The organism is Kiloniellales bacterium, assembly GCA_030064845.1.
Classification (GTDB): domain Bacteria; phylum Pseudomonadota; class Alphaproteobacteria; order Kiloniellales; family JAKSDN01; genus JASJEC01.
On sequence record JASJEC010000004.1, the window covers coordinates 64,483 to 83,220 of the forward strand.

The window sequence follows — 18,738 nt, forward strand, 5'->3', positions numbered from 1 at the left end:
AGCGCGCCAAAAAATCGTGGGTTTTTCCTCTGTGGTCTCTGTGTCTCTGTGGTGAATCCTTTTTGGTTCTTTTACGGCGGCACCATCCCGCGGCAGGGCGTGCCGCTACCGTCAGCAATGCAACCGGTCCATGGAACTCCGTGATCGGAAAACTACGGATCAATCCGTCTCCAGGGTCCCGATGACCGAGAGATCGCCGGCTTCGTCGCGGCGCAGGAAGACGATCTCTCCCGAGCGCGGGAAGACGCCGGTGAGCGCCGTGATGTTGACCTGATGGGTGACCAGGACCGTGGGCGTGTCCAGGTCCCGCTGCCCTAGCCAGGCGGTGATCGCGCGGGTCTGGGGCTCGCGCTTTTCCCAGGCCTGGAAGAAGGAGTTCAGGCTCGGCAGCTCCTCGAGCTCGCCCAGGCCGAGCAGGCGGGCGGTCTCCAGGCAGCGGCACCACTGGCTGGAGAAGACCTTCGCCGCGGCGATGCCGTTGGCGCGGAAGCGCTCGCCGATCCGCGCCGATTGATCGCGGCCTTCCTGCGACAGGTTCCTCTGGGTCGCGCAGTCCCTCAGCGCGAAGTTGCCGGGATCGCCGGTGCCGGGCGCGAGCGCGTGGCGCATGATCGCGACGTGTCCGCCGGATTTCAGCGCCCGCCAAAGCTCCGCTTCGTCGAGCGCCAGGGCAGGGGCCGGGTGCCATAGAAGGAAAAGGACCAGCGCCGCGAGCGCTTTGAAGGGCGGGCGTCTCACCCTCACCAGCCCCGCGTGCCCGGCGGGCCCTTGAAGGGGCCGACGATGCGCGACGTGATCCAGCCGCCGTAGAAGTCACCCTCCTGCGCCTCGACCCGTTCGTCGCCGACCCAGCAGCTCTCCACGCGCGAGGCGTAGAAGGCGAAGTAGTCCTTGATCGGCAGGAAAGCCTTGGTCGGATTGGGGTAGCTCCAGGCGACCGGCGGCGCCCCTTCGGACGCGTCCGTGGCCGCCCAGTAGGCCGCCACGCCCTTGAACTCGCAGTACGACAGCAGGGTCGAGGGGACCAGGCGCTCGCAGCGCACGTCGCTCGGCGGGATGTAGTAGACCGGCGGGTGGCTGGTCTCCAGCACGCGGTAGCCCGCGGTCGTCTCCGCCAGGGTCTCGCCGCCCAGCACCACGCGGAGCCGCTCTGTGACCGGCTCGAGGCGCGGCGGCCGCGGGTAGTCCCAGACCGATTCCTGGCCCGGGCTCGGCTTGGTCGGCTCAGGCTTGCTGGACATTACGGACTCCTTTCTCGGTTCTGGCCCGGCGGCAGCGGGTCGAGCAGTACTTGACCTCGGCCCAGCAGTCCGCCCACTTGCGGCGCCAGGCGAAGGGCCGACCGCAGACGACGCAGGTCTTGCTCGGCAGGTCGGCCTTGCGGGTCATCTTCGCCATTCAGAGATCCCAGGCAAGCTGGTCTCCCGTGTCTTGGGCCCGCCGGCCGCTGCCCTTCCGGCGCCGCGCCTGCCTCGGCAAGCCGCTCTTGCGGCTGCCGTGACGGGCCTGGATCGCGTCGGCCTCGTCGCGGAAGGCGTCCGAGCGGCGCACCGCGTAGATCCTTTCCCGGGCCTGCTTGGCCGCGGCGAGATGATCGACCAGCGGCGCCGGGTAGTCCTTACCAAGCCAGCAGCGGGCCGACGCCTGGGCGGCCGCGTCCATGCGCCAGGGCTCGTGAACCGAGGCTTGGGGCACCGCCTCCAGCTCGGGCACCCAGCGCCGGATGAAGGCGCCGTCCGGGTCGTGATCCCGGGACTGCTTCACCGGGTTGTAGATCCTGACCGTGTTGATGCCCGTGGTGCCGCTCTGCATCTGGATCTGGTTCCAGTGGATGCCGGGCTCGTAGTCGGTGAACAGCCGCGCCAAGTGGAGCCCGGTCTGCCGCCAGGGCAGCCAGAGGTGATAGGAGGCGAAGGCGGTCAGCATGGCGCGCATGCGGAAGTTGATCCAGCCCGTGGCCCGGAGCGAGCGCATGCAGGCGTCGACAAAGGGGAAGCCGGTCTCGCCTTCGGCCCATGCGGCGAAGCGCGCGGCGTCGAAGCTGTCGACGCGCAGCCCGTCGTAACCGCTGTGCACGTTGCGGAACTCGTGCTCCGGCGCGTCCTCCAGCTTCTGGATGAAGTGGCAGTGCCAGTGCAGCCGGCCGACAAAGGCGTTGAGCGCGGCCGGCCAGGTGCCGCGCTCTTCCTTGTCCCGGGCCTTGACCGCGTCGAGCCGCCGGTAGGCCGCCTGCGCCGCCTCGCGCATCGAGACCGTCCCCAGCGCCAGGTGGGCCGACAGCCTGGAACAGCTCTCCGCCGCGCTGAGCGGGCTCGACATCTCCCGGTGATACGCGCCGCCGCGGCGCGCGAGGAAGCTGTCGAGCAGCGCCAGGCCCTCGGAACGCCCGCCGGACTGGCGGCCGGGGCAGGGGTCGCCGGCGAGGCCGAGGTCCTCGGCCGTCGGGATCGCGCCCGGTTCGAGCGGCCCGATCGGTGGCGCCGGGCGCACTTCGGGGGCCGTGGGCAGGGCCATGAAGCGGTCCCACTTCCCGGCCCATCCGCTGCGCGAGCCGAGGCGGCGGATGACGCCGTGCTGCTGGATCTCGTGCCAGGGGATGCCGTTCCCCCGGGCCCAGGCACCCACCGCGCGGTCGCGCTCGTAGGTCCAGCGGTTGCCGGTCTCCTCGTGGGACCAGAGGGCGGCGATGCCAACCTCTTCGCGCAGAGCCTCGAGCACCTCGACGGCCGGCCCGACGCGGACCACCAGCGGCGCGCCGAGGGCGGCCAGCACGGCGCGCAGTTCCTCGAGGCTCTCGCTCAGGAAGCGCCAGTGGCGGGCGCTGGCGTCGGCTTGCCGCCAGAGCTCCGGCTCGACCACGTAGAGCGGGATCACCGGGCCGTGCGCCGACGCTTCGGCCAGGGGCCAGTGGTCGGCCACACGGAGGTCGCGCTTGAACCAAACGACCTGGTTCATGGCTTTGGGGCGGATGGAACGGCGAGCGCGAGGCGGATCGGGCCCCGCGCCTCGGCGCGCGCGATGCGGCGGCCGCGCTTCAGGACCACGATGCGCCCGCGCGCTTCGAGGCCCCAGGCGGCCTCGCGCACCGCCTCCATGAGACCGCGCCAGTTTTTCCGGTCGACCGCCCGGGACGCCTCGGACGGGCAGATCGAGGCGCCGTCGCTGCGCCGGCTCAACAGGTCGAGAATGCTGCCCTCCAGCTCGGTGCTCATGGCTCGGGCAGGCTCAGGCCGCGGCGCCGAGGGCGAGGCAGCAGACGACGCAGGCCGTCAGCGGCAGCCGCAGGCGCGGATACCAGTCGGGCGCCTCGCCGTTCCGCGTGGCGGTCCAGTCGAGCGCCAGCATGAGCGCGAAGCTGCCGGCCAGGACGAGCAGGGCCGATGGGCCCGTTAGCAGAAGCGCCCACCAGGCGATCAGCGAGGGCACGACGCTGATCGTAAGGCGCCGGTAGGACGCACCTCCGCCTTCGGCCGCGCCGAAGTCGGCGACCGCCAGGCCCCACTGGATGCCGCCAAGGAACGAGAGGATGACGGCGCCGTAGGCGATCAGCGCGAAGACCACGTAGGCCTGCGCCAGGCCGTCAAGCCAGAAGCTGCCGATTGCCAGGGCGACGAAGGGAAGGGCACCGAGGCCGCCGAGCCAGCGGCAAGACATGGGCACGCTCGGCCGCGGCGGCTTGGTGGGTAAGACGGTTTCGCCTGCGGCCCCGGTCACTGGCGCGGCCTCTCGTCAGCCCTCGGCCGAGCCGGCCCGGGCCAGCTGGGCCTCGATGGCGCGGACCACCTTGTCCGCGGTCGGCGAGGTCGGCGTCGAGAACCAGTCGACCAGACGGCCGTCGGGCCCCACGAGGTACTTGTGGAAGTTCCAGCGCGGCTTGGCCGCGAAGCCCAGCTCTTCTGCCGCCCAGAGGTAGAAGGGGTGAGCGTCCTTGCCCTTGACGTGCTCCTTCGTCGTCATCGGGAAGTCGACGAAGAAGTTGACCTCGCAAAACTCCTTGATCTCGGCCTCCTGGCCGGGCTCCTGGTTGCCGAAGTCGTTGGACGGCACCGCCAGCACTACGAGGCCCTTGTCCCTGTAGCGGTCCCACAGGGTCTGGAGCTCTCTATACTGGTGAGTGAAGCCGCAGAGCGAAGCCGTATTGACCACCAGCACCGGCTTGCCGCGGAAGGTCTCGAAGGGCAGGGGGTCGCCCTCGATTGCGGTGAAGTCGAAATCGTAGGCCGTGCGGTCGGTCTTGGCTCCGGCGCGCCGTCCCAACAATATGGCTCCCGCCAGGGCGCCCGCGGTTGCTTTGATCATGGTCCTCCGACCCCGTTTCATCATGGCAGCACGTTTCCAGCTGGCTATTGCACACGACTTTGCCTACGGGCGCCGCGGGGGCGTGGATCACGCGAAGGGGCGGCGGTCCAGCGACGCTGCGCCACGTATAAGACGCCTGAACAACAGCCCGGCTGTCCGCGCCCCTCGGCGCCGCTGGTTGAAAACCCTTCAAGCAACGAACACGGTATCACGATGGATTCCTTTACCACCCCAGTCAACGCGGCCGTCATCGGCGCGTCCGGCGGCATCGGCGGGGCTTTCGTCGAAGCTCTCGCCGCGAACCCGAAGGTCGCCCGCGTCGCCGCCTTCTCGCGCGCTGAGCGCGGCTTCGCGGACCCCAAGGTCACGGCCGGCCGCATCGACCTGGAAGACGAAGCGTCGATCGAGGCGGCCGCCCGCCAGGCGGAGCAGATCGGCGGCCGCTATCACCTCGTCATCGTCGCGACCGGCATCCTTCACGGCTCCGGCGGCCTGCAGCCGGAGAAGACCTGGCGCGCGCTCGACGCCGGCGCCATGGATCGGGTTTTCCGGCTGAACACCGTGGGTCCCGCGCTCGTCGCGAAGCACTTCCTGCCGCTGCTCGCCAAGGACGGCAAGTCGGTGTTCGCGGCGCTTTCGGCGCGGGTCGGCAGCATCGGCGACAACAGCCTGGGCGGCTGGCACGCTTACCGTGCCTCCAAGGCGGCGCTCAACATGCTGCTGAAGAACTTCGCCATCGAGCTCGCCCGGCGCAACGCCGGCGCCGTCTGCGTCGGCCTCCATCCGGGCACCGTCGACACGAGCCTGTCGCACCCCTTCCAGGGCGGCGTGCCGGCGGGCAAGCTCTTCTCGCCGGCCCAGTCGGCCGGCTACCTGCTGAACGTCCTGAACAGCGTCACGCCCGAGGACAGCGGCCGGATCTTCGCCTGGGACGGCAAGCCGGTCCCCTACTAGACCCGGGCAAAAGCCGCGCTATTCCGCGGCCGCCCGCTTCGGCAGCTTCCAGTTGGGCCGGGGGAAGTGGCAGGTGTAGCCGCCCGGGTTGCGCTCCAGGTAGTCCTGGTGTACCGGCTCGGCGTTCCAGAAATCGCCCGCCGCCACGACCTCGGTGACGACGACGCCCGGCCACAGGCCCGAGGCCTCGACATCGGCGATGGTGTCGAGCGCGGTAGCCTTCTGCGCCTCCGAGTGCCAGAAGATGACCGAGCGGTACTGGCTGCCCAGGTCGTTGCCCTGGCGGTTCGGCGTGGTGGGGTCGTGGATCTGGAAGAAATACTCCAGGATCTCCCGGTAGGCCACCTTGGCCGGGTCGAATACGATCTGGATCGCCTCGGCGTGCCCGGTACGGCCCGTCTTCACCTCGTTGTAGGTCGCGTTGGCGGTGACGCCGCCGCTGTAGCCGACCCGGGTCTCAAGCACGCCGGGCAGGCGCCGGTAGAGGTCTTGCATGCCCCAGAAGCAGCCGCCCGCGAGGGTGGCCTTCTCGCTCGTCTCCATGTCAGGACTCCTCGAAGAGATGTCGGTAATCGCCGTAGCCCTCGGCCTCCAGCCGGTCGGCCGGGATGAAGCGCAGGGCGGCGGAGTTGATGCAGTAGCGCAGGCCGGTCTCCGGCGGGCCGTCGGGGAAGACGTGCCCCAGGTGACTGTCGCCGTGCTTGGAGCGCACCTCGGTGCGGATCATGCCGTGGCTGGTGTCCTTGTGCTCAACCACGTTCGCCGGCTCGACAGGCCGGATGAAGCTGGGCCAGCCGCTGTGGCTTTCGAACTTGTCGCTCGAGGCGAAGAGCGGCTCGCCCGAGACCACATCGACGTAGAGGCCCGGCTCCTTATGGTCCCAGAAGGCGTTGCGGAACGGCGGCTCGGTGGCGTCCTGCTGGGTGACCGCGTAGGCCTCTGGCGTCAGGTTGGCGAGCGCCTCCTTGGTCTTGATGTAGGTCTTGGTCATGACGGTCTCCAGTATTCGGACGGCCGAGCGAGGCCGACAGGTCCGTTAGAAGAGATCTGATCAGATCCGGCGCTTTCAAGGGTTGAACACGAACTCGTGCGCCCGCCCGGCGACGTGCAGATCTGGGCCGGTGAACCCGATGTTCCCAACCTGGCGTCAGCGCCGTTCCGCGATCAGCACGCCGTCCTCGACCCGGATGCCGGGATGCACCACGACGAGGTCGCCCTCATCGATGCCGTCGAGGATCTGGGCCTCGAGATCAGTCCGCTGGCCGAGGGTGACGCGGCGCAGGCGGGCGCGGCCGGCCTGCTCGACGAAGACGGCCCACTCTTGCCCGTCGCGGAACAGGGCGCTCAGCGGCACCTTGAGCACGTCCTCGCCCTGCCAGAGGACGACACGGATCTCGACTCGGTAGCCGTGACCGAGCCGCTGCCAGCGCTCCGCCGGGTCGGTGAAGTCCACGATCACGTTGACGCGCTGCTCGTCGATCCCGAGGGCCGAGACCTTGGTAAAGCCGTAAGGCTCGACACGGTTCACCGTGCCCTTGAGCGGCTCGCCGCCCCAGCCCTCGATGACCACGGCTTGCCCCGGCTCGACCTTGACCGCGTCGGTCGAGAGCAGGTCGGCGACGATCTCCAGGTCTCTCGGGTCGCCGATCTCGACAAGGGCCTCGCCGGCCTGAACCACCCCCTCGCTTTCGCGCAGCAGCCGCAGGACGCGGCCGGTCACGGGGGCCGTCACGTTGACGCAGGCACACTCCTCGACGGCGCGGGCGTCGACCGGCGAGACCAGGATGGCGCGGGCCTTCTGCAGTTCGAAGCGGCGCACCTCGAGCGCCGCCTTGGCGGTCTCCACCGAGGCCTTGCTGGTGCGGAAGATCCGCTCGGCGTCGTCGAGCGCACGCTCCGAGATGGTCCTGCGCTGGACCAGGCGGCGGGCCCGCTCCACCTCGGTCTCGGCGAAATCCAGCTCGGCCAGCGCCTTGTCGAGCTCCGCCTCGGCCAGGGTCTCGGCCGCCTCCGCGGCCCGCACTGCCGCCCTGGCCTCCGCCTCGCTGCGCAGATCGAGGAAGGCGGGGTCGACCGGCTGGATCCGGGCGACCACGGTCATGTCGGCGGTCACGGCGTCGCCGACGTCCCGGTCGATGCGCAGGAGCCGCCCTGCGACCGGCGCGGAGAGAACGAAGACATCGCGCACCCGGGTCTCGCCCTCGTCGCCGACCACGACCGTCAGCGCGCCCCGGGAGGCCGCCAGGAGGTCGACCGGCACGGGGCGCGGCCAGAACGCGTAGAACAGGCCGGCGGCCAGCGCGAAGCCGAGAACCGCCCAGATGAACAGCCGACGCCACCAGTGGTTCATGCCCGGGTCACTCCCGTGTCTTCAGGACGGCGATCAGGTCGAGATGGTCGACCCGACGGCGCACGAAGGCGGCCGAGACCAGCGCCGCCGCCAGGCCGATCACCACGGCCGTGCCGTAGGTCGAAGGCTCGATCACGAAGGCGATGCGGAACAGCTCGGTCGCGAAGCTGGCGGCGAACTGCCAGCTCAGGAAGTAGCCGATCGCGCAGCCGACCGGCAAGGCGGCCAGGGTCAAAAGCGCCAGCTCGCCGAGCAGTATGTAGGAGATCTCGGTCCGGCTGAACCCGAGCACGCGCAGCGTGGCGAGCTCCCGGCCCCTTTCCGACAGGGCGATGCGCGCCGAGTTGTAGACCACGCCGAAGGCGATGGTGCAGGCGAAGGTGACGAAGAAGGAGACGTAGATCAGCAGGGTCTCGCCGATCGTCTCGTAGAAGGTGTCTATCGCCGCCTGCCGCAGGATCACGCTCGAGACGTCGGGCAGGTCCTTCAGCTCGCGAAACAGCGCGGCCTGCTGCGCCACGTCGATCAGCAGGTGCACCTGCTCGACCCTGGGGCTCTCGCCCATCAGCCGGTGCAGCGCCGCGGGGTCCATGTAGGCCGGCATACCGATGTAGGTCTCGAACAGGCCGACGACCGGCAGCCGGCGGACCGGACGGCGCCCTTCCAGAACCGCGACCTCGACGAAGTCCCCGGGCCGGACCGCGAGCTTCTCGGCCAGCACCGTGGAGAGCACGAGGCCGTCCGGTGGCACGGTGACGATCCTTCCCGCGACGTCGTAGACGAGATTGAGCCGCGCGTCCCGCAGCACGCTGTGGATCGCGCCGCGATGGGTCCGCGTCCCGGCGCGGAACTTCACCGCGACGCTCCGGCCGGGCTCGGCCGCCAGCACCCCCGGCATGTGCGCGAACTCGTTCAGGACCGTCGGCGACTGTGCCTCCACGAGGCCGACCGTCAGGTCCTGGCGCTGGGTGTCGATGAAGTAGGTCTCGACCAGGTGATCGATCGAGTCGAACCACTGCAGCGAAGTGATCAGGACGCCGATCGCCATGCCGACGCTGATCGCTGTCACGAGCGAGCGGAACGGCCAGCGGAAGATCTGCCGCAGGATGATCCGGCTCGGCTGGTCGAGCGCCTGGAAGAGGCGAGTCCGGCTGATCGCCGAGCGGCGGTAGACCGGAGGTGCCGGCGGCCGCATGGCTTCGGCGGGCGGCAGGGCGACGGCGCGGCGGACCGCGGTCAGCGAGCCTAGGAGAGCGGCGCCCAGGCTGATCGCGCCGGCCACCAGGAAGACCCCCGGCGACGGCCGGAAATAGAGCACCGGAAAGCGATAGAGATCCGCGTAGATCTCGGTGTTCACGCGACCCAGCCAGGCGCCGGCGGCCCAGCCGATGGCAATGCCGATCGCGGACATGGCCAGGACCATCTTCGCGTAGTGCCAGCCGACCTCCAGATTACTGTAGCCGAAGGCTTTCATCAGGCCGATCTCGGCGCGCTCGGTGGCGATCAGCCGCGCGAGCACCATGTTCGAGAGAAAGGCGGCGACGGCGAGAAAGACCGGCGGCAGGATCGAGGCCATGCTCTTCAGTTGTTCGATCTCGTTCATCACGAACCAATTCGAGACCTGGTCGGCCCGTTCGAAGGCGCCGATGCCGCCGTAGCGGTCGAGCAGGGTGTCGAGGTGCTGGATCACGGTCTCCGTGCGCGCCCCGCGGAGCAGCGAAATCGAGACGTCGTTGAAGGCGCCGTCAAGGTCGTAGGCCGCCTCGAGCGCGTCCCGGCCCATCCAGATGACGCCGAAATGATCGTCGTCCGGCAGCAGCATGCCCGGGCCGATCGCGTAGATGTACTCCGGCGAGAGCGCCAGTCCTGCGATCGTCAGCCTCCGCTTGTGACCGTTCATCACGGCCTCGATCTGGTCGCCCGGCAGGAGGCCGTGGGCCTCGGCGAAGGGCTCGCTGACGATCACGTCGTCGGGCCGCGCGGGATCGATCCACCGGCCGGCGCGCAGCGCCAGACGGTTGAGCAGGGGCGCGCCCGCCTCAGGCAGGGAGATCAGCTGACCGATGACCGGCTCCTCGAAGCCGGCGACGTCGAGCGTCGCCAGTTTGACGATCCGGGTCTCGGCCAGCTGTACGCCGGGGATCGCGGCGATGCGGTCGGCCAGCTTGCTGGGCGCGCGCTTGACGCTGGCGAAGACGTCGGCGAAGTGGTAGCGCTCGTAGTAGGCGGCCGCCGTATCGCTGAGCGCCTCGGTCGAGCTGAGCGACATGACCAGGACGGCGACGCCCGAGGCGATCACCAGGGCGACCGCCAGAACCTGCCCGCGCAAGCGCCAGAGGTCTCTCACGAGCTTTCGGTTGAGCGCGAGCATGGCGGGGCTACCAGACCAGCTCGCGCGGCGGGCGCCGTTCGGCGTTCTCCCGGGCGTCGGCGATCCTGCCGTCGGCCAAGGCGATCACCCGGTGGGCCATGTCGGCGATCGCCCGGTTGTGGGTGATCAGAGCCGTGGTCGTGCCGAAGTCCCGGTTGACCCGGTCGATCGCCTCCAGAACGAGAATGCCTGTTTCGCTGTCCAGCGCGCCCGTCGGCTCGTCGCACAGTAGGATCTGGGGGCGCTTGGCGATCGCCCGGGCGATGGCGACTCGCTGCTGCTCGCCGCCGGAGAGCTGAGCGGGAAAGTGGTCGAGGCGGTCGCCGAGACCGACCAGATCGAGCGCGTCCTCCGGCGTTAGGGGGTCGGCGGCGATCTCGGTCACCAGGGCCACGTTCTCGCGGGCCGTCAGGCTCGGGATCAGGTTGTAGAACTGGAACACGAACCCGACCCGCTGGCGGCGGTAGCGCGTCAGGGCCGCGTCGTCCTCGGCGCCCAGTTCCTGGCCGTCGAAGAAGACCCGTCCGCTGGTCGGGACGTCCAGGCCGCCCAGGATGTTCAGCAGGGTGGACTTGCCGCTGCCCGAGGGCCCCAGGAGGACGATCAGTTCCGACTCGACGAGGTCGAGATCCACGCCGCGCAGGGCGTGCACCTCGACCTTTCCGCTCACGTACACCTTGGTCAGGGACCGAGCGCTGATCGTGGCAAGCCTTTCGGCCAAGTCCCACCTTCGATCGGCGGCACGGGCGACACGCTGCCTGACGCCGACTCCCTTGCGGTCGAGACCCCTGCCTAGCCTCGGGCCGGCCGCAGGTCATTGACGTGGATCAGGAACCGTCGGGCGCGGCCGGCCGCCGGTCCGTGCGCCGCCCGACCGCGTGGCGGTCGATGGCGACGGCCTTGACCAGGGCGTGGAGCCGGACGCCCGGCTCGATCGCCAGGTCGTGGCGGGACTTCGCGGTGATCCGGGCCCACAGGGGCGCGCCGCCCAGGTCGACCAGCACATCGACCAGGGGGCCGGCCTCCGCGCTGACCTCCTTGACCACGCCGGGAAAGACGTTGAGCACGCTCGTGGCCTCGGGCGCCCGGCGCGCCAGAGTGACGTCGCGCGCGCGGATCCGGATGCGCAGCTCGGTGCCCGGCACCAGGTCGAGCCGCGGCACCCGGAGTGTCCCGCTTGCGAAGGCCAGGTTGGTCAGCGCGAAGGTCTCGTCGTGGTCCACCACCTTGGCGTCGAGGACCGAGCCGGCCTCGTAGCGCCCGGTGAGTGGGCGGAGGTCCAGGCGGCTGGTCAGCTCGGGGACCGAGCCGACCGCCGCGACCCGGCCGTCGGAGATCAGCACCAAGGTCTCCGCCAGCCGAATGATCTCCTCCATCGCGTGGCTGATGTAGACGATGGGGATGTCGAGTTCCTCACCGAGCCGCTCGATGAAGGGCAGGACCTCCTCGCGCCGCGCCTGGTCGAGTGCGGCCAGGGGCTCGTCCATGATCAGCAGCCGCGGGTGCGCCAGCAGCGCGCGCCCGAGCGCGACCCGCTGCTTCTCGCCGCCCGAAAGGTCCCCGGGTCGGCGGTTCATCAGATGGCCAAGATCGAGCAACTCGACGATCTGCGCCGGCTCGACGTGGCGCTTGTCGCCGGGCACGCGCCGGTAGCCGTAGGTCAGGTTGCCGCGCACCTTCATGTGCGGAAACAGCCGGCCCTCCTGGAAGACATAGCCCAGCCGCCGCGCCTCGGGCGCCAGGTCGATGCCGCGCGCCGAGTCGAAGAGGACCTGGTCCCGGACCACGATGCGCCCGCTGTCCGGCCTGACCAGCCCGGCCAGCATGTTCGCCAAGCTGGTCTTGCCGGCGCCCGAGCGGCCGAAGAGGGCGATGACACCGGATGCCTCGCAGGCCAGCTCCATGTCCAGGGTGAAGCTCTCGAGGGACTTGCGGACTGAGACCTCGAGCACGGCGCTAGCTCCCCAAGCGGCGCTGCAGCCGCCGCGCCAGGGCCTCCGAGGCCGCCAGGGACGCCAGCGCGAGGATCACGGCGATCACGGCCAGGCGCAGGGCCGGGGCCTCACCGCCGGGGCTCTGGATCACGCTGAACAGGGCGATCGGCAGGGTGCGCGTCTCGCCGGGGATGTTCGAGACGAAGGTGATGGTGGCGCCGAACTCGCCCAGGCTGCGGGCGAAGGCGAGGATGACCCCGGCCAGGATGCCGGGCGCCATAAGCGGCAGGGTCACCGTCGTGAATACTTCGACAGGGCCGGCGCCCAGCGTCCGCGCGGCGGCCTCGAGGCGCCGGTCGACCGCCTCGAGCGACAGGCGCATGGCGCGGACCATCAGAGGGAAGGCCATGACCGCCGCCGCCAGGGCCGCGCCCTCCCAGGTGAAGGCCAGGGTGATGCCGAAGGTCTCGTAGAGCCACGCGCCGAGCGGGCCGTTGCGGCCGAGCAGCACCAAGAGCAGGTAGCCGACCACGACCGGCGGCAGGACCAGCGGCAGATGGACCAGCCCGTTCAGCAGACCCTTGCCGTAGAACTCGCGGCGCGCCAGGAGCCAGGCGACCAGGAGCCCGAAGGGCAGAGAGGCGGAAGCGCTCAGCACGGCGACGCGCAGGCTCAGCGACAGGGCCTCGCGCTCCAGCGCCGTCAGCTCCCACATCGCGGTCAGCCGCCGCCGGTGGGTGTTGCGAAGCCGTGCGCGCGAAACGTCGCCTGGGCGGTTTCGCCCTGGAGGAAGCGCGCGAAGGCCAGCGTGGCCGGCGATCCGCGGCCGCGGACGACCGCCAGGGGATAGGCGATCGCCGGGTGGCTGTCGGCCGGGAACAGGCCGACCAGGCGCACGGTCTTGCGGCCCTGGGCATCGCTCCGGTAGACGATCCCGGCCACGGCCTCGCCGCGCTCGACCAGCGCCAGGGCGGCCCGCACGCTGGCGGCGCGCGCCGTCCGGTCCGCCAGGTCCTGCCAGATGCCGAGCGAGGTCAGGGCGGCCTGGCCGTATACCCCGGCGGGGACGTGCGCGGGATCGCCCATGGCGAGGCGGCCGCCGCCGACCGCGGCGAGCAGACTGCGGCCGTCGTCGAGCGCCGGCCGCAGGTCGCTGTTCGCCGGCACGATCAGCGCGAGGCGGTTGGAAAGCAGGTCGACCCGGCTCGCCGGCTCAATTGCTTCCCGGCTGTCGAGATAGTCCATCCAGGCCGTGCTTGCGGAGAGGAAGAGGTCGGCCGGCGCGCCCTGGGTGATCTGCTTGGCCAGGGTGGAGGAGGCGGCGAAGACCGTGCGCACCGTCACCGCTTCGCCGCGCTCCTGGGCCGCCGCCTCGAAGGCGAGGGCGGCGTCGCTCAGGGCGTCGGCGGTGCTGGCGGCGGCGAAGACCGTGATCTGCTCGGCCGCGGCCTGCCGCGCGACGAGGCAGGCCAGGAACAGTCCCAGAATGACGAGCCTCGCGGCGGCCGGGAGCCTCGGCGTTGGCACGGCTCAGGCGCCGTAGAGGTCCGCCGGATCGACCGCGACCGGGAGGATCTCCTTGAGCTCGCCGTCATCGAGCTGAAGATAGAAGCAGCTTCGGCGCCCGGTATGGCAGGCCACGCCGGTCTGGTCGACCAGCAGCAGCAGGGTGTCGCCGTCGCAGTCGATCCGGAGGTCGATCAGCCTCTGCACCTGGCCGGAACGCTCGCCCTTGCGCCACAGCCCGGCGCGCGAGCGGGACCAGTAGCAGACCTGGCCGGTGCTGAGCGTCTCGGCCAGCGCCTCGCGGTTCATCCAGGCCATCATCAGGACCTCGCCGCTGTCGTGCTGCTGGGCGATCGCGGGGACCAGGCCGTCGGCGCCGGTCCGCAGCGCGGCCTCGAGGTCGGCGGGCAGCTCGGGCTGGCTTGTCATGCTTCCTCCTCCCGGCCCGGCCTCAAGCGGCGTGGGCTTGGTTGAAGCGCGCGAAGCCGGCGTCCAGGTCGGCGATCAGGTCGGCCGGATCCTCGAGGCCGGCGTGGATCCTTAGCGTCCGCCCGGCCGCCGGCCAGGGCACGACGCTGCGCATGCGTTCGGGATAGGACGCGATCATCAGGCTTTCGTAGCCGCCCCAGCTCGCGCCGATGCCGAACAGGGCCATGCCGTCGATCAGGGCGGCCAGGGCCGGGCGCGGGCAGGGCGGCTTCAGCACCACGCCGAAGAGCCCGCAGGCGCCGGAGAAATCGCGCCGCCAGAGCGCGTGGCCCGGGTCCTCGGGCAGCGCCGGGTAGAGCACGCGCTCGACCTCGGGGCGGGCCGCCAGCCAGCCGGCCAGGGTCAGGGCGGTCTCGGCGTGGCGGGCGAGGCGCACGCCCAGCGTCCTCAGCCCGCGGGTCGCCAGGTAGACGTCGTCGGGGCCGGCGCACTGCCCCAGGGCGCGGGCGGCGTCGCGCACCCGGTCATCGGCCCGGGCCGAGGCCGTGATCAGGCCGAGCATGGCATCGGAGTGACCGACGATGTATTTGGTCCCGGCGTTGATCGACACGTCGACACCGAGTTCGAAGGGCCGGCACAGCACCGAGGCTGCCCAGGTCGTGTCCATCAGGACCCAGAGGTCGCGTTCTTTCGCGGCCGTCGCGATGGCCGGCACGTCGCTGACCTCGAAGGTATGGGAGCCGGGAGATTCCAGGTAGACCAGGCGCGTGTTGGGCCGGAACAGCGCGGCGACATCGGCCCCGATCAGGGGGTCGATGTACTCGACCTCGACCCCGAGGCGGGTCAGCAGGCCGTCGCAGAACCTGCGCGCCGGCAGATAGACGTTGTCGCTGACCAGGATATGATCGCCCGCCTCGCAGAAGGCGAGCAGGGCGCTGGTCACCGCCGCCAGGCCCGAGGAGACGGCGACGCTGCCGCTGCCGCCCTCCAGCTCGGCGATCGCGGTTTCGAGGCTGAAGACTGTCGGCGTGCCGCCGCGGCCATAGTAAACGGCGTTCTTCTGCTTGCGCCGCTCCGGATCGTCGTAGGTCTCCAGGTTCTCGGCAAGGACGGTCGATGCGTGGAACACCGGGGTGTTAACCACCCCGTAGAACGCCTGCGGATCACGGCCCAGATGGGTGATCAGGGTGTCGCGCTTGTAGTCCCTCTTCGCTTTCGGCACGGCTCCGCTCGCCTTTGTCTCCAGATCGGCCCGATCCCTTATGCCAGGGCGGAAGGGTCCGGGAAAGGCCCGGCCCCGCCGCGGCCCCCGGCAGCCGGAGAGCGGGCCGCCGGCGGCCGGAAGCGCGCTGTTGCCTTTTGCGACCGTATGTTACATTTTTGGGCGGCGGTATTGGGGGTTATCAACCGCCTCCGCGCCAAAGGAACAACTCAACGACCAGCAGGGAAGGTCCGTTCCATGAAAGTGACCAAGGTTCTCCTGGCCGCCGCTGCGGCTACCACGTTGTCGACCGCGGCTATGGCCGGGACCGTCGACGACATCAAGAAGAAGGGCTTCGTCCAGTGCGGCGTCTCGACCGGCGTCGCGGGCTTTGCTTTCACCGACGACGCGGGCAACTGGCAGGGTTTCGACCCGGCGGTTTGCCAGGCCGTGGCCGCCGCGCTCTTCGGCGACAAGTCAAAGGTCAAGTATACGCCGACCACGGGCAAGACCCGGTTCGAGGCGCTCAAGTCGGGCGAAATCGACATGCTCGCCCGCAACACCACCTGGACCTACAGCCGTGACGTCGACCTGAAGCTCACCTTCGTGGGCATCAACTACTACGACGGCCAGGGCTTCATGGTGCCCAAGAACCTCGGCGTATCCAGCGCCAAGGAACTCGACGGCGCGTCGGTCTGCATCCAGACCGGCACGACTACCGAGCTCAATCTGGCGGACTTCTTCCGCTCCAACAACATCTCCTACGAGCCGGTCCCGATCGAGACCAACGCGGAAGCGCGCCAGAACTACCAGGCCGGCCGCTGCGACGTTTACACCACGGACGCGTCGGGCCTGGCCGCGACCCGTGCCACCTTCGAGAATCCCACCGATCACGTGATTCTCCCCGAGATCATCTCCAAGGAGCCGCTGGGCCCGCTGGTCCGCCACGGCGACGACGAGTGGGGCGATATCGTGCGCTGGGTGCTCAACGTTCTGATCATCGCCGAGGAGCTCGGCGTCGATTCCAAGAACGTCAAGGAGATGGCCAAGGGAACCAACGTTCCCGAGATCAACCGGATGCTCGGCACCGAGGGCAGCTATGGCGACATGCTGGGCCTGCCCAAGGACTGGGCGGTTCAGGTTCTCTCCCAGGTCGGCAACTACGGCGAGATCTTCGAGCAGTATATCGGCACGAAGACTCCGATCGGCCTCGAGCGTGGCTTGAACGCGCAGTGGACCGATGGCGGCCTGATCTACGCGCCGCCGTACCGTTGACGTGACGTTGCCGGTGGCGTGGCGGACCGAGGTTCGCCACGCCCCGGCCTCATCGCCTTTCCGGTAAACCTAGGCGAAGGACGCGAAGAGCCATGGCGGCGGTCGAAGCGGCATCTCCGGGGTTCAGGCTGAGCAGCCTTTGGACCGACAAGCGCTCTCGCGGGGTGCTTATCCAGATCATCGCGCTGATCGCGCTGCTGCTGTTCTTCGGGTTCATCGTCCGGAATACCATCCAGAACCTGGAACTTCTCGGTGTCGAGACCGGCTACGACTTTCTGAACGAGCCGTCGAACTACGACATCAACCAGCGGCCGATCGAGTACGACTCTCGCAGCTCCCATGCGCGCGCGATGGTGGTCGGCCTCCTGAACACGGGCATTGTCGCGATTGCCGGAATCATCTTCGCCACGATCATCGGTTTCATCGCCGGTGTCCTTCGCTTGTCTCACAACTTTCTGATCAGCCGGCTGGTCTACTGTTACGTTGAGTTCACGCGCAACGTGCCGCTGCTGCTGCAGATTTTGCTGTGGCACGGCATTATCGTGCACTCCCTGCCGCGGCCGAAGCAGGCGCTCGAGCCGGTCTCCGGAGTCTTCCTCTCCAACCGCGGCTTCTCGGTGCCGCGACCGGTCTACGAGTCGGGCTCGATGGCGATTCTGATCGCCTTCGTCGTCGCGGTCATTGGCGCCATCTTCTTCTCGCGCTACGCCAAGCGGGTTCAAGAGGCGACGGGCAAGATTTACCCGGTCTTCACGATCAATCTCGGCCTGATCGTCGGGCTGCCCGTCCTGGTGTTCTTCGTGGCGGGCATGCCGATCTCGCTCGATTGGCCGGCGCTCAAGGGCTTTAACTTCCGCGGCGGCCTGACAATCGTGCCGGAGTTCATCGCCCTCTGGTTCGCGCTGTCGATGTACACGGCGGCCTTCATCGCCGAGATCGTCCGTGCCGGAATCCAATCCGTCAGCCATGGCCAGACCGAGGCCGCCTTTGCCCTCGGCATCAAGCAGAACTGGACCATGCGCCTCGTGATCCTGCCCCAGGCTCTCCGGGTCATCATCCCGCCGCTGATCAGCCAGTACTTGAACCTGACCAAGAATTCCTCGCTGGCGATCGCCGTGGGCTACATGGACATCGTTGCAACGATCGGCGGCATCTCGCTGAACCAGACCGGCCGGGCGCTTGAATGCATGTCGATCGTGCTGTCGATCTACCTGCTGATCTCGCTTTCGATCTCGATGGTCATGAACTGGTACAACAAGCGCGTCGCGCTGGTGGAGCGATAGCGATGGCACAAGCAGAAGAAGCCGGCAAATTCGCCCCCGGCACTCATCCGGATCTGCCGCCGCCCATGGCGTCGACCGGCGTCATCAAGTGGTTGCGCGACAACCTGTTCTCCACGCCAACCGACATCGCGCTGACGGTAGTCAGCGTCTACGTGCTCTATCTGGTCGTCCCCGCCCTGTTCCAGTGGGCGGTGACTGACGCGGTAATCAGCGCGGGCTCTCGCAACGAGTGCCGCGAACTGGGCGACGGCGCCTGCTGGGCCCTGATCCGCATCCGCTTCAGCCAGCTCATGTACGGCTTCTATCCTGAGGCCCTGCGCTGGCGGGTCGACTTGGCCTTCGTGCTGCTGTTCGTGGCCCTGGTCCCCGTGCTGTTCGACAAGGCGCCCTACCGCCGCTACACCATCTTCTTCACGCTCGCCTATCCCGTGATCGCCTTCTTCCTGCTTTGGGGCGGTCTCGGCCTGGAACCTGTGGAATCGGCCAAGTTCGGCGGCTTCATGCTGACCGTGACCATCGGCGTCACCGGCATCGCCTGTTCACTGCCGATCGGGATCCTGCTGGCGCTCGGGCGGCGTTCCGACCTGCTGGTCCTCAAGGTCATCTGCGTCTGCTTCATCGAGTTCATCCGGGGCGTGCCACTGATCACGCTGCTCTTCGTCGCCTCGACGCTGCTCAACTACTTCCTGCCGCCGGGCACCTATTTCGACCTGCTGCTCCGGGTGCTGATCATGGTGACACTGTTTTCGGCGGCCTACATCGCCGAGGTGGTGCGCGGCGGTCTGGCGGCGATCCCCAAGGGGCAGTTCGAGGCGGCCCAGGCGCTGGGGCTGAACTACTGGAAGATGACCGCCCTGATCGTGCTGCCGCAGGCGCTGAAGATCTCGATCCCGGGAATCGTGAACACTTTCATCGGCCTCTACAAGGACACGACCTTGGTGGTCATCATCGGCCTGCTCGACCCGATCGGCCTGAGCCAGGCGATCCTGGCCGACAGCAAGTGGCAGGGCCTCTCCACCGAGATTTACATCTTCATTGCGGTCTTCTTCTTCATCTCCTGCTTCGCCATGTCGCGCTACAGCATCTATCTCGAGAAGAAGCTGCACACCGGGCACAAACGCTAGGGAAACTGGGTC

21 protein-coding genes are annotated in these 18,738 nt (G+C 68.9%); 4 read left to right on the forward strand and 17 right to left on the reverse strand.

The features are described from left to right. Nucleotides 1-159: 159 nt before the first annotated feature. Genes QNJ67_02560 through QNJ67_02590 form a run of 7 tightly spaced genes read right to left on the reverse strand, consistent with a single transcriptional unit; the run spans nt 160 to nt 4,299 of the window. A complete protein-coding gene (locus QNJ67_02560) occupies nt 160-738 on the reverse strand; it encodes a histidine phosphatase family protein (GenBank protein ID MDJ0607829.1) in 579 nt (192 codons plus the stop codon). 2 nt (nt 739-740) lie between these two features. Beyond that, nucleotides 741-1,241: a DUF427 domain-containing protein gene (locus QNJ67_02565; GenBank protein MDJ0607830.1), complete on the reverse strand. Its 501-nt coding sequence runs from the start codon at nt 1,239-1,241 to the stop codon at nt 741-743. Then, a complete protein-coding gene (locus tag QNJ67_02570; protein MDJ0607831.1) occupies nt 1,225-1,398 on the reverse strand; it encodes a DUF2256 domain-containing protein in 174 nt (57 codons plus the stop codon). The genes QNJ67_02565 and QNJ67_02570 overlap by 17 nt, the downstream gene beginning before the upstream one ends. Beyond that, nucleotides 1,399-2,955, reverse strand: a complete 1,557-nt coding sequence (locus QNJ67_02575) for a deoxyribodipyrimidine photo-lyase (GenBank protein ID MDJ0607832.1) — start codon at nt 2,953-2,955, stop codon at nt 1,399-1,401. After that, nucleotides 2,952-3,212 (reverse strand): DUF3253 domain-containing protein, encoded by a 261-nt coding sequence (locus tag QNJ67_02580; GenBank protein ID MDJ0607833.1) that lies wholly within the window; start codon nt 3,210-3,212, stop codon nt 2,952-2,954. The genes QNJ67_02575 and QNJ67_02580 overlap by 4 nt, the downstream gene beginning before the upstream one ends. A 13-nt stretch (nt 3,213-3,225) precedes the next feature. Next, on the reverse strand, nt 3,226-3,714 hold the full coding sequence (locus tag QNJ67_02585) for a DUF3429 domain-containing protein (GenBank protein MDJ0607834.1): 489 nt from the start codon (nt 3,712-3,714) through the stop codon (nt 3,226-3,228). A gap of 15 nt (nt 3,715-3,729) precedes the next feature. Beyond that, nucleotides 3,730-4,299 carry a glutathione peroxidase gene (locus QNJ67_02590; GenBank protein ID MDJ0607835.1) on the reverse strand — a complete coding sequence of 190 codons (570 nt, stop codon included), beginning with the start codon at nt 4,297-4,299 and terminating at the stop codon, nt 3,730-3,732. A gap of 213 nt (nt 4,300-4,512) precedes the next feature. Here QNJ67_02590 and QNJ67_02595 point away from each other — a divergent pair, with 213 nt between their 5' ends. Then, nucleotides 4,513-5,253: an SDR family NAD(P)-dependent oxidoreductase gene (locus QNJ67_02595; GenBank protein MDJ0607836.1), complete on the forward strand. Its 741-nt coding sequence runs from the start codon at nt 4,513-4,515 to the stop codon at nt 5,251-5,253. 18 nt (nt 5,254-5,271) lie between these two features. Here the strand turns inward: QNJ67_02595 and msrA are convergent, their stop codons facing one another. The 10 genes from msrA to metC form a co-directional block, all read right to left on the reverse strand. After that, nucleotides 5,272-5,796, reverse strand: a complete 525-nt coding sequence (msrA, locus tag QNJ67_02600) for a peptide-methionine (S)-S-oxide reductase MsrA (GenBank protein ID MDJ0607837.1) — start codon at nt 5,794-5,796, stop codon at nt 5,272-5,274. 1 nt (nt 5,797) lies between these two features. Further along, the gene (gene msrB / locus QNJ67_02605; protein ID MDJ0607838.1) at nt 5,798-6,244 is read right to left on the reverse strand and encodes a peptide-methionine (R)-S-oxide reductase MsrB; all 447 of its coding nucleotides are present in this window, start codon (nt 6,242-6,244) and stop codon (nt 5,798-5,800) included. 156 nt (nt 6,245-6,400) lie between these two features. Then, entirely contained in the window at nt 6,401-7,603 is a 1,203-nt protein-coding gene (locus QNJ67_02610) for an HlyD family efflux transporter periplasmic adaptor subunit (protein MDJ0607839.1), read from the reverse strand. A 7-nt stretch (nt 7,604-7,610) separates the two neighbouring features. Continuing rightward, nucleotides 7,611-9,974 carry an FtsX-like permease family protein gene (locus tag QNJ67_02615; GenBank protein MDJ0607840.1) on the reverse strand — a complete coding sequence of 788 codons (2,364 nt, stop codon included), beginning with the start codon at nt 9,972-9,974 and terminating at the stop codon, nt 7,611-7,613. Nucleotides 9,975-9,981: 7 nt separating this feature from the next. Further along, nucleotides 9,982-10,695: an ABC transporter ATP-binding protein gene (locus QNJ67_02620; GenBank protein MDJ0607841.1), complete on the reverse strand. Its 714-nt coding sequence runs from the start codon at nt 10,693-10,695 to the stop codon at nt 9,982-9,984. A 106-nt stretch (nt 10,696-10,801) separates the two neighbouring features. Further along, complete coding sequence (gene modC / locus QNJ67_02625) at nt 10,802-11,926, reverse strand: molybdenum ABC transporter ATP-binding protein (protein MDJ0607842.1); 1,125 nt, start codon at nt 11,924-11,926, stop codon at nt 10,802-10,804. Between the two features lie 4 nt (nt 11,927-11,930). After that, nucleotides 11,931-12,623: a molybdate ABC transporter permease subunit gene (gene modB, locus QNJ67_02630; protein ID MDJ0607843.1), complete on the reverse strand. Its 693-nt coding sequence runs from the start codon at nt 12,621-12,623 to the stop codon at nt 11,931-11,933. Nucleotides 12,624-12,628: 5 nt separating this feature from the next. Next, nucleotides 12,629-13,435, reverse strand: a complete 807-nt coding sequence (gene modA / locus QNJ67_02635; protein ID MDJ0607844.1) for a molybdate ABC transporter substrate-binding protein — start codon at nt 13,433-13,435, stop codon at nt 12,629-12,631. A gap of 3 nt (nt 13,436-13,438) precedes the next feature. Continuing rightward, nucleotides 13,439-13,843, reverse strand: coding sequence for a phosphoribosyl-AMP cyclohydrolase (hisI, locus tag QNJ67_02640; GenBank protein MDJ0607845.1), 405 nt, complete (start codon nt 13,841-13,843; stop codon nt 13,439-13,441). 22 nt (nt 13,844-13,865) lie between these two features. Continuing rightward, nucleotides 13,866-15,065, reverse strand: a complete 1,200-nt coding sequence (metC, locus tag QNJ67_02645) for a cystathionine beta-lyase (protein MDJ0607846.1) — start codon at nt 15,063-15,065, stop codon at nt 13,866-13,868. Between the two features lie 237 nt (nt 15,066-15,302). On the opposite strand from metC, the gene QNJ67_02650 reads away from it, so the two are divergent. The 3 genes from QNJ67_02650 to QNJ67_02660 all read left to right on the forward strand — a co-directional run bounded on the left by QNJ67_02650 (nt 15,303) and on the right by QNJ67_02660 (nt 18,726). Beyond that, nucleotides 15,303-16,319: an amino acid ABC transporter substrate-binding protein gene (locus tag QNJ67_02650; GenBank protein MDJ0607847.1), complete on the forward strand. Its 1,017-nt coding sequence runs from the start codon at nt 15,303-15,305 to the stop codon at nt 16,317-16,319. 92 nt (nt 16,320-16,411) lie between these two features. Next, nucleotides 16,412-17,602, forward strand: coding sequence for an amino acid ABC transporter permease (locus QNJ67_02655; GenBank protein ID MDJ0607848.1), 1,191 nt, complete (start codon nt 16,412-16,414; stop codon nt 17,600-17,602). Nucleotides 17,603-17,604: 2 nt separating this feature from the next. Continuing rightward, complete coding sequence (locus tag QNJ67_02660; protein ID MDJ0607849.1) at nt 17,605-18,726, forward strand: amino acid ABC transporter permease; 1,122 nt, start codon at nt 17,605-17,607, stop codon at nt 18,724-18,726. Nucleotides 18,727-18,738 lie beyond the last annotated feature (12 nt).

Excerpts from the sequence above, each read along its gene's own strand:
- QNJ67_02565 (MDJ0607830.1), bottom strand. The coding sequence starts at position 1,241 with ATGTCCAGCAAGCCTGAGCCGACCAAGCCGAGCCCGGGCCAGGAATCG.
- QNJ67_02570 (MDJ0607831.1), bottom strand. The coding sequence starts at position 1,398 with ATGGCGAAGATGACCCGCAAGGCCGACCTGCCGAGCAAGACCTGCGTC.
- QNJ67_02575 (MDJ0607832.1), bottom strand. The coding sequence starts at position 2,955 with ATGAACCAGGTCGTTTGGTTCAAGCGCGACCTCCGTGTGGCCGACCAC.
- QNJ67_02580 (MDJ0607833.1), bottom strand. The coding sequence starts at position 3,212 with ATGAGCACCGAGCTGGAGGGCAGCATTCTCGACCTGTTGAGCCGGCGC.
- QNJ67_02590 (MDJ0607835.1), bottom strand. The coding sequence starts at position 4,299 with ATGATCAAAGCAACCGCGGGCGCCCTGGCGGGAGCCATATTGTTGGGA.
- QNJ67_02595 (MDJ0607836.1), top strand. The coding sequence starts at position 4,513 with ATGGATTCCTTTACCACCCCAGTCAACGCGGCCGTCATCGGCGCGTCC.
- msrA (MDJ0607837.1), bottom strand. The coding sequence starts at position 5,796 with ATGGAGACGAGCGAGAAGGCCACCCTCGCGGGCGGCTGCTTCTGGGGC.
- msrB (MDJ0607838.1), bottom strand. The coding sequence starts at position 6,244 with ATGACCAAGACCTACATCAAGACCAAGGAGGCGCTCGCCAACCTGACG.
- QNJ67_02610 (MDJ0607839.1), bottom strand. The coding sequence starts at position 7,603 with ATGAACCACTGGTGGCGTCGGCTGTTCATCTGGGCGGTTCTCGGCTTC.
- QNJ67_02615 (MDJ0607840.1), bottom strand. The coding sequence starts at position 9,974 with ATGCTCGCGCTCAACCGAAAGCTCGTGAGAGACCTCTGGCGCTTGCGC.
- modB (MDJ0607843.1), bottom strand. The coding sequence starts at position 12,623 with ATGTGGGAGCTGACGGCGCTGGAGCGCGAGGCCCTGTCGCTGAGCCTG.
- hisI (MDJ0607845.1), bottom strand. The coding sequence starts at position 13,843 with ATGACAAGCCAGCCCGAGCTGCCCGCCGACCTCGAGGCCGCGCTGCGG.
- QNJ67_02650 (MDJ0607847.1), top strand. The coding sequence starts at position 15,303 with ATGAAAGTGACCAAGGTTCTCCTGGCCGCCGCTGCGGCTACCACGTTG.
- QNJ67_02655 (MDJ0607848.1), top strand. The coding sequence starts at position 16,412 with ATGGCGGCGGTCGAAGCGGCATCTCCGGGGTTCAGGCTGAGCAGCCTT.
- QNJ67_02660 (MDJ0607849.1), top strand. The coding sequence starts at position 17,605 with ATGGCACAAGCAGAAGAAGCCGGCAAATTCGCCCCCGGCACTCATCCG.